Annotated in this window: 8 protein-coding genes and 2 pseudogenes; 3 read left to right on the forward strand and 7 right to left on the reverse strand. The window is 65.9% G+C overall.

Annotated features, from left to right (window positions below; genetic code table 11):
* Positions 1-460 precede the first annotated feature (460 nt).
* Genes MKK51_RS04425 through MKK51_RS04450 form a run of 6 tightly spaced genes read right to left on the reverse strand, consistent with a single transcriptional unit; the run spans position 461 to position 6,837 of the window.
* Positions 461-1,411 (reverse strand): acetamidase/formamidase family protein, encoded by a 951-nt coding sequence (locus tag MKK51_RS04425; protein WP_243975217.1) that lies wholly within the window; start codon positions 1,409-1,411, stop codon positions 461-463.
* Between the two features lie 34 nt (positions 1,412-1,445).
* Entirely contained in the window at positions 1,446-2,174 is a 729-nt protein-coding gene (gene urtE, locus MKK51_RS04430) for an urea ABC transporter ATP-binding subunit UrtE (RefSeq protein ID WP_243975218.1), read from the reverse strand.
* Positions 2,171-2,881, reverse strand: a complete 711-nt coding sequence (locus tag MKK51_RS04435) for an ABC transporter ATP-binding protein (protein ID WP_243975219.1) — start codon at positions 2,879-2,881, stop codon at positions 2,171-2,173. Before MKK51_RS04435 ends, urtE begins: the two co-directional genes overlap by 4 nt.
* A complete protein-coding gene (gene urtC / locus MKK51_RS04440) occupies positions 2,878-3,990 on the reverse strand; it encodes an urea ABC transporter permease subunit UrtC (RefSeq protein WP_243975220.1) in 1,113 nt (370 codons plus the stop codon). Before urtC ends, MKK51_RS04435 begins: the two co-directional genes overlap by 4 nt.
* A complete protein-coding gene (gene urtB / locus MKK51_RS04445; RefSeq protein WP_243975221.1) occupies positions 3,987-5,591 on the reverse strand; it encodes an urea ABC transporter permease subunit UrtB in 1,605 nt (534 codons plus the stop codon). The genes urtC and urtB overlap by 4 nt, the downstream gene beginning before the upstream one ends.
* 19 nt (positions 5,592-5,610) lie before the next feature.
* Positions 5,611-6,837, reverse strand: coding sequence for a transporter substrate-binding protein (locus MKK51_RS04450; RefSeq protein ID WP_279600964.1), 1,227 nt, complete (start codon positions 6,835-6,837; stop codon positions 5,611-5,613).
* Positions 6,838-7,087: 250 nt separating this feature from the next.
* On the opposite strand from MKK51_RS04450, the gene MKK51_RS27515 reads away from it, so the two are divergent.
* The 3 genes and pseudogenes from MKK51_RS27515 to MKK51_RS04460 all read left to right on the forward strand — a co-directional run.
* Positions 7,088-7,474 (forward strand): transposase, encoded by a 387-nt coding sequence (locus tag MKK51_RS27515; protein WP_409565615.1) that lies wholly within the window; start codon positions 7,088-7,090, stop codon positions 7,472-7,474.
* Between the two features lie 218 nt (positions 7,475-7,692).
* Positions 7,693-8,189: pseudogene (locus MKK51_RS04455) on the forward strand (transposase); the annotation flags it as partial.
* Positions 8,174-8,317, forward strand: a pseudogene (locus MKK51_RS04460) (IS3 family transposase); the annotation flags it as partial. The pseudogenes MKK51_RS04455 and MKK51_RS04460, both read left to right, overlap by 16 nt.
* A 156-nt stretch (positions 8,318-8,473) precedes the next feature.
* Here MKK51_RS04460 and MKK51_RS04465 read toward each other — a convergent pair.
* The coding region (locus tag MKK51_RS04465) for an SRPBCC family protein (protein WP_243975224.1) at positions 8,474-8,657 on the reverse strand (184 nt) is incomplete at its 5' end.

An 8,657-nucleotide genomic window follows, 5' to 3' on the forward strand; every position in this document is an offset into this window, starting at 1 on the left:
CATGCTGCGGGTTCATCCGGAGCCTGTTCTCATGGAAGTCTTCCGAGCGCACACCTTGCCTTCACTCGACGCAGCCTTCTACGGCAGGCTGCTAAGCCCGCGCTCCAATCCTGCTCGACGCAAGACATTCGCGCTCACCGGATAGAATGCCGTCATTGCAGCTTTGCGGCAGCTTGCTGTCACCGGATCCCTCAATGGGCTCGCCGAGTGGGCCGACCAACTCGCCGCGGTCGAGGTCCCGCAAAAGGCTGATCAGGACCGCCTCGACAGCGTTTTGTGTGCGCTTATCGCGCCTACTTTCGCTCACCCAACCACACAGCCAGTTTTTATGATTGGGGATCGCTTCTCGGGCTACATTATTGCACCAGCCAGCGAGGCTTGTTCGAACTCACTTCGAGCGGGGCTGCTCTCCTCTCTCGCTTCCCCGCCGACCTGGATACTCATTGATAGGGACCGGGGTTCAGCTGGGAGCGGACAGCGCGCTCTTCGCCAGCAACATGTGGACTCCCTTGTTGCCATCGACCGTCTGCGTGATGCGGAGGTTCCCGGCGAGCGAGCACAGCATGTAGGCCTGATTGCGGGTTAGCCCGCTGCGGGCGCAGACGTGATGGACCATCTCGCGCACCGCCTGACGCATGGCCTCGTCGAGGTTCTCATGCAGGCCGATCGTCATGAGGTCGGTCGGGGTCTCGGCGAAGGGCCAGGAGAAGCCCAAATCCTTGCGCACGGTGAGACGGAAGGTCCCTGAAAGGCCCGTCTCGAGGGCGGTGATGCAGACCTCGCCGTCGCCCTGCACGCCGTGGCCGTCGCCGGCATAGAATCCGGCCCCCGGGTTGAAGACCGGCAGATACAGCGACGTGCCGACCTTGAGCTCCTTGTTGTCCATGTTCCCGCCGAACGCGCGGGGGACCGGAGAACCGACCCTGCCCCAGGCCGCGGGAGGCGCCGTGCCCATGATCCCGAAGAAGGGGTCGAGGGGCAATTCCGCGCCCCAGGGCAGGATCGCGACACCGCGGGCGACGTCGATGTCGGGATGGATCGTTTCGTAGTCGGTGAACTCGTCCGGCAGAGTGCCGAGCAACGGCAGGATCGCCACAAAGCCCCAATCCATGCGGAATTTCAGATCGAGAATGTCGACCTGGAGCACGTCGCCGGGTTCCGCTCCGCGGACATGGACCGGACCGGTGACGAAATGCGGCCCGGGACCGGAGGCCAGGGTGTCGAGGGCGGCGAGATAATCGGCGGGGACCCTGGCCGGGTCGGGATGGAGCGATTCCTTTCCGCCGGCCGGAAACGAATGCAGCGTGACGGTGTCGCCGGATTCGATCTCCAGGACCGGCGGCAGCGCGGCGTCGAAGTAGCCGAGCACCATCGTGTCGGGAGTCGCGGGAATTTCGTGATGCGTCGACATAAGCAATCCTCTTCGAGATCTGATGTGCGGCGGGTCAGACGGCGATGTGCCGGGACAAAGTGGCGTGGTCCAAGGTGTCCCGCGTGCCCCGTTCGACCGCGCTGCCCCGCGAGAGCACGACGAAGGAATCGGCAAGCCGGACGGCGAATTCGAGATACTGCTCCACCAGGAGCACGGTGATCCGACCCTTCAGTCCCTCGATCACCGCCTCGATCGCTGTGACGATGGAGGGTTGGATGCCCTCCGTGGGCTCATCGAGGAGGATCAACCGGGGACGGGTGCTGAGCGCGCGGGCGATGGCGAGCTGTTGCTGCTGGCCGCCCGAGAGATTCCCTCCCGGGCGGCTCCACAGGTCGCGCAGGGCCGGGAACAGGGCGACGGCCTCATCCACGGCGTCGGTGCGGTCCAGGCCATGCGCCCGGGCGGCGACGCGCAGGTTCTCCGCCACGGTGAGGTCCGCGAAGATCTCGCGCCCCTGGGGCACGATCGCGAGGCCCGCCCGCGCTCGCCGGTCTGGCGACAGTTCGGTGATATCGGTCTCGCCGAGAATGATGCGTCCGCGGCTTATAGGGATCAGTCCGGCGAGACAGCGCAGTAGCGTGGTCTTGCCAGCGCCGTTACGCCCGAGCACCGCCAAGCAGGAGCCGGGCTCGATGCAGAAGTCCACTTTCCGCAGCACTTGCGCGCTGCCGTAATGCTGGTCGAGGCCGGTCACGGTCAGGCCCACCGGGCCCGGTGGGAGAGAGTGGGAGACATCGCTCATCGGCCGAGAAACACCTCGATGACTCGCGTATCCGCACGCGCTCCAGCCATCCCACCCTCGAACAGGGTGCGGCCTTCGTGCAGCACGGTGACCCGGTCGGCGATCGCCTCTACGAAGGCCATGTCGTGTTCGATCACCAGGATTGCCCGGTCAGGGCGGCGCAGCGATTGGATCAGGTCGGCGGTCCGCACGGTCTCGGCATCGGACATTCCCGCCACGGGCTCGTCGAGGAGGACCAGCCTCGGACGGGAAGCGAGCACCATTCCGATCTCGAGCCATTGCTTCTCCCCATGCGCCAGGGAGCCCGCGAGCGAGTCCGCGCGCGCCTCCAACCCGGTCTCGGCGAGAGAAGTTGCGACGCTGTCGGATCGCTCGGTGGTCGGGCAGTCGAGGCCGCAGCCGATCTCCAGGTTCTCGCGCACGGTGAGGGCGGGAAAGACGCTGGGCTTCTGGAACTTGCGACGGACGCCGGCACGGGCGATCTGCGCCTCCGAGCGCCGGGTCAGGTCGAGATCGTCGCCGAGCAGGATGCGGCCCGACATCGGCTTGGCGATGCCGGTGATGGCATCGAGAAGGGTGGTCTTCCCGGCGCCGTTGGGTCCGATCACGGCCCGGACCTCACCGGGATCAATGGCCAGGGACAGGCCGTCTAGAGCGCGGAACCGTCCGAACACGACGCTCAGGTTCTCGATGACCAAGGCGCTCATCCGAGCCCCCCTCCCCGCCGCAGCCAGGTCGGCTTGAGGCGCAGGGTCGCGAGGTCGAGAAGGCCGTTCGGCAGCCCCAGCACCACGACCAGGACGAGGCCCGACAGGATGAAAGGCCAGGCCTCCGGCATCGCGGCGCTCAGCCAGAATTTGAGGGCGTTGACCGCCACGGCGCCGATCACCGCGCCGCCGAGCCGGCCCATCCCGCCGATGGCGACCCAGACCGCGATCTCGATGGAGAGGTCGGGGCTCAGGACCCTCGGGTTGATGATGCCGACCTGGGGCACGTAGAGGATCCCGGCCAAGGCCGCGATCATCGCCGAGAGGCACCAGATCCCCAGCTTGAGCCGTGTCGTGCTGTAGCCGAGGGTGCGCAGGCGGGCCTCGTCGTCGCGACAGGCGAGCATGCGCCGGCCGATGCGGCCGACCACCAGGGCCCGTGCGCCCGCAAGGACCAGGGCCAGAGCCAGGAGAGTGGCGACGGCCAGTCCGGTGACGACGCCGGGCGCCCCGATGGGATGGCCGAACAGAAGGGGGAACCCGGTCATGCCGTTGTTGCCGCCGAGCCCGGTATCGTTCCGGAACATCAGCAGCATGGCGACATAAACCAGGGCCTGGCTGATGATCGAGAAGTAGACGCCGTTCACCCGCGAGCGGAACGAGGCATAGCCGAACACGAAGGCGATGGCGGCCGACAGAACCAGGGCCACGACCAGGGCATACGGCGCGCTCGTGAGGCCGGACCAGTAGAGCGGCAGGGTCTTCCAACCCATGAACTGCATCAGGTCCGGCGCCACGCCGGTGACGGCATAGGCGTGGGACAGGAGGTGCATCGCGCAGACATAGCCGCCGACGGCGAAGAACAGGCCGTGACCGAGGCTGAGGATGCCGAGATAGCCCCAGACCAGATCAAGGGAGACGGCGAGGATCGCGAAGGCCGCGAACTGCCCGACCATGTTCACGAGATAGGGGGCCGGCTGCAGCAGGACGATGACGAGGGCGGCGGACAGGACGAGGGCGATCACCCCCGCCAGAAGCGGATCGCCTCCCAGGCCGGGGACGAAGCGGCGGGACGCCGTCACGGGCAAGGTCTCGACGGCCCCTCTCATCGCCGCCGCCTCACGGCGAACAGGCCTTCGGGCCGGCGCTGGAGGAACAGGATGATGCCGGCGAGCACGATCACCTTGGCGGCGACCGCGCCGTAGAACGGCTCGATCAGCACGTTGGCTCCGCCGATGCCGAGCGCGGCCACAAGGGTGCCGACGACCGTGCCGACGCCGCCGAGCACCACCACCATGAAGCTGTCGACGATGAAGGTCGCCCCCATGCCGGGATTGACGCTGTAGATCGGGCACAGGGCCACGCCGGCGAGCCCGGCCAGTCCCGAGCCGAAGCCGAAGGCGAGGCGGTCGACCCGTCGGGTCCTGATGCCGAGGCAGGCCGCTATGTCGCGATTCTGCGTGACCGCCCGGATGTCGAGGCCGAGCGGGGTGCGCTTGAGGATCAGCAGCGTCAGCACCAGCGTGGCGGCGGCGAAGGCGATGGCGAAGAGCCGGTTCCAGGTGACGATGAAATCGGCGTAGAGCGGCACCCCGCCGCTCACGTAGGACGGCATGCCGAACTGCAGGTTCTGCGATCCGAAGGCCACGCGGACGAGGTTGATCAGGAACAGGCTCACCGCCCAAGTGGCGAGCAGGCTCATGAGCGGTCGGCGATAGAGGTGGCGCAGGATCAGCGCCTCGATGAGGATTCCCACCAGCGCAGCGGCGAGGAACGCCACGGGGATCGCCGCGACGAGGTAGAGGTCGAGGAAGCCCGGAGCGAACCGGCGGAACGTCTCCTGCACGCCGTAGGCGGCATAGGCGCCGACCATGATGAACTCGCCCTGGGCGAGGTTGATCACCCCCATCAGCCCGAAGATGATCGCCAGCCCGGCTGCGGCCATGAACAGGATGCTGGCGAAGCTCAAGCCATTGTAGAGCAGTGCGAGGCCGTTGCCGATCCACACCGCCCGTTCGACCCGGGCGATCCCGACGTCCAGAGCCGCGCGGAAGGCAGGGTCCCCGCGATAGGCGGGATCGCTCTTCAGGGCGGAGAGCCGCGAGACCGCGGCACCCGACGGCGCGTCGGCTACGGCTGAGATCGCCGCGAGGCGCCGCACCGGGTCGGGCGAGGACAGGGCGGCCCCCTGTGCGGCGGTGCCGATCGCCGCCTTCAGACCTGGATCGCGCTCATTCTCCTGGGCCCGAGCCAGCACCGCATCGGGCACGCCGGCCATGCGGCGTTCGACGGCCGCCAGCCCCTTGGACCGAAGCTCCACGGTCTCGCCCGCCACCAGCGTCGCGATGCCGAGGGCGGTCTCGACGAGGGCGCGCTGGCGCAGGCCGAGCACCGGCGAACGTCCGCCGTCAGCCGGACGAACGGCGCCGCTCGCGACCTCACGCCCGTCCGATGCCCCAATCCGATCGAGTAGGATCGCCGTATCGCCGAGACAGACGAGACGTCTTTCCAACAAGCCGCGCAGGAGGAGGCCCGCCGCGGCGAGATCGTCGACCGCGTCCTCGCCGCTCGACCGGATGAGCGCATCCAGCGCTCTGCTCTGCGCTGCGCCGTCGCCGCACAGGCTGACGGCGAAACCCGCGCGGTCGTGGACGGGCGTCCCTCCGCTTGCCGGCTGCACCAGACCCGCAACGACCAGGAAGGCACTCAATATCCAAAATCTCACGCCCTCACCCATACGGGCTGAACGGCACGGGCTTGGGGGCATCGGGCGATTGCCAGAGGATGTCGAAACCCTGCTTCTCGTTGACCGACCCGATGAAGACGCCGCGGGAGACGTAATTGTTCTCCCCCGTCATCGTCAGGGTGTAACCTGAGGGATCAGCGAAGCTCAGGCCCGCGAAGGCCTTGCGCACTTCGGGCACGTCGAAGCTTCCCGCCTTCGCCGCGGCCAGCGCCCAGAGCTGGACGCTGTCATAGGCCGAGACCATCGGATCAATGACGGTGTCGGCGCTGAAGGGGACGGACTTGGCCTTCACGTAGGCGGCCCAGTCTGCGAGGAACCGGGTATTGGCCTCGGCCTTCGCGGCCTGAAGATAGGCCCAGCAATTGAGGTGGCCGACGAGCGGCGCCGTATCCAGCCCCTCGAGGTCGGCCTCCACCATGTCGAGGCCGAGGATCGGCACGTCGGTGGCACGGATGCCCTGGTTGGCGAACTCGCGCAGGAAGTCGGGGATCGACGACCCCACCACCGTCAGCACGACGATCGGCTGGCCGCCCGGCTCGGCGGCGAAGCTGCGGATCTGGTTCACCAGGGTCTGGAAGTTGGAGAAGCCCAGCGGCACGTATTCCTCGCGCCAGGCGGTCGCCGCCACGCCCTTGGACGTCCAATAGGCCTTGAGCTGCTTGTTGATCGTGCGCGGCCAGACGTAGTCGGAGCCGATCATGAAAAAGCGCTTGGCCCCGACTCCTTCCGCACCCATCAGGTAATCCACCGCGGGCAGCACCGAACTCGCTGGCGGTGAATTCACGTAGACGACGTTCTTGGAGTTCTCGTCGCCCTCGAAATGGAGCGGATAGAACAGCAGTCCGTCATTCTGCTCCACCACCGGCAGGACTGATTTCCGAGAGACTGAGGTCCAACAGCCAAACAGGGCGGCGACCTTCTCCTGCTGCAGCATCTGCCGTCCGATCTGGGCGTAAAGCGGCCAATCGGAGGCAGGGTCCGAGGTCACGACCTCGATACGGCGCCCATTAACGCCACCCTTCGCGTTGATGCCATCCGCAGCCATGCGCACCACGTGGTTCAGGCGCCCTTCGATATTGGCCATCGTGCCCGATGAAGAAAATAGGCATCCGAGCTTGACCGTGTCGGCTGCCCAAGCCGGGCGGATGATCGCGGGAGCGGCGAGCGCTGCTGCGGTCCCAATGAAATGACGCCTCGTGACATCGACCATGGGCTTTGCACCTTCCCCTGACACGAGGCGAAGTGTCGGATTCTGAATGGTCCAGGGGAAGGTTAAATGGGCTGCACATGCCCTCCGGCATGCGCAAAACCTCATCGAACAGCCCGCATCGCAGGCGCAACGACGAGCAAAACGTCACTATTCGCAAATGCCCCACAGCCCCTGCCGACATGCGCCGCCGACTTGAGGGTATGTTTCTTGCTCGCCCTTGATTGCCATCTCGGATCGCAGAGGCTCGCACATGCGTCGAAGCCGACATACCGATCAGGAAGTCGCCTTCCTGCTCAAGGAAGCCGATAGCGGCATTCCCGTCTCCGTGATCTGCAAGGCGGCCCACATCTCGATCGGGACGTTCTACCGCTGGCGTCGGCGCCTTGGTGGTCTTCCACCAGCAGGCGTTACTCATCTCGGTCAGGTCGAACGCGAGAACGTCGCTCTGAGGACTGAGGTGGCTCGCCTGAGGCAATCTCTGCTGGCCCTTTCCCCTCGCTATCCCGACTGCAGGATGGACCCCGCTCTGACAGGGCACTGTCGCCCCGGCACGCCCTCGGCCATTTCTGGAGGTGTACGCTATCGCGGTGGAACTGCCTCCGTCGGGCGTTACGCTTTCGTGCGAGGCGCCAACTAAAGCCTAGTCCAGTTGATTATAAAAGATCCGTCGTGGATACGCACCGTCTGTCATCAGATGATTTGGAACATTCAGCGGCGTTCAGGAGCATATCAGAGGTGTCCGCGAGACCGGGGGGATCACCGCTCCGCACCCGCCTTTGACCCTGACCCAGCAAACTGGTCCGCGCTGAGCGCAAGTTTTTCGGGCATCCTGAACCCTGAAGGAGGGTAGATGCCATGCCTCGCAAACGCTTCACGAATGAACAGATCGCCTTCGCCCTGCGGCAGGCAGAGAATGGCGCCACGGTGGACGAGGTCTGCCGGAAGATGAGTGTGTCCGAGCCGACGTTCTACCGCTGGAAAAAGCAGTTCGTCGGCATGGGCGTGCCTGAGATCCGACGGCTCAAGCAGCTGGAGGACGAGAACAGCAAGCTCATACGACTGGTGGCCGACCTGACGCTGGACCGCTCCATGCTGCAGGACGTGCTCAAGCGACCCGAAGGGCAGCGTCAGCAAAAGTGGTGAGGCCCGCCGCTCGCCGCGAGGTCGCCGGTCACCTGCAGGTGGCTTACGGCATCAGCGAGCGTCGGGCCTGTCTGGCCACCAGCTTCGGTCGTTCATCCCAGCGCTATAGGAAGCGGTCGAACCCACAGGTCGCGCTGCGTATGCGGCTGAAGGAGTTGGCTGCCGCGCGGGTGCGCTATGGCTATCGGCGGCTGCCCGAGCTCATGAGAGCCTCGGCAACCTCACGCCCGCTGACGTCTACTTCGGACGCAGCGGGGGGATCCTGGCCGAGCGGGAACGCATCAAGTGCCAGACCCTGATGAATCGCCGCTTGCGCCACCACGCAAAGACCGCCTAACCTCTTACTCCAGATGGACCAGAGCCTCCGCTCCTGAACATCGCAAATTGTCCCAAATCATCTGACGACGGACACGCCAAAGCACCAGTGCCCCCCTGAGCACTCTGAGACCCTTGAGCGGTGCCGATGCTAGCTGCATGCCATAGGGTTCTAACCCTACGGGCTCGCATCCTTTGCAATGCCAGCTAAACCCTGTTCATAAACGCCTTCGATGTCGGCCTTCGCCTCCGCATCGGTCATCCCGGCTGCATCGAAGGTCGCGGTCCAGACCACGGTCGACCCACTGCCTTTTGGATGCACGGCGATCGTCGCGTTGTAGGCCTTCACGGGTAGCGGCCCA

This window comes from Methylobacterium sp. E-045, assembly GCF_022829685.1.
In the GTDB taxonomy this organism is placed as follows: domain Bacteria; phylum Pseudomonadota; class Alphaproteobacteria; order Rhizobiales; family Beijerinckiaceae; genus Methylobacterium.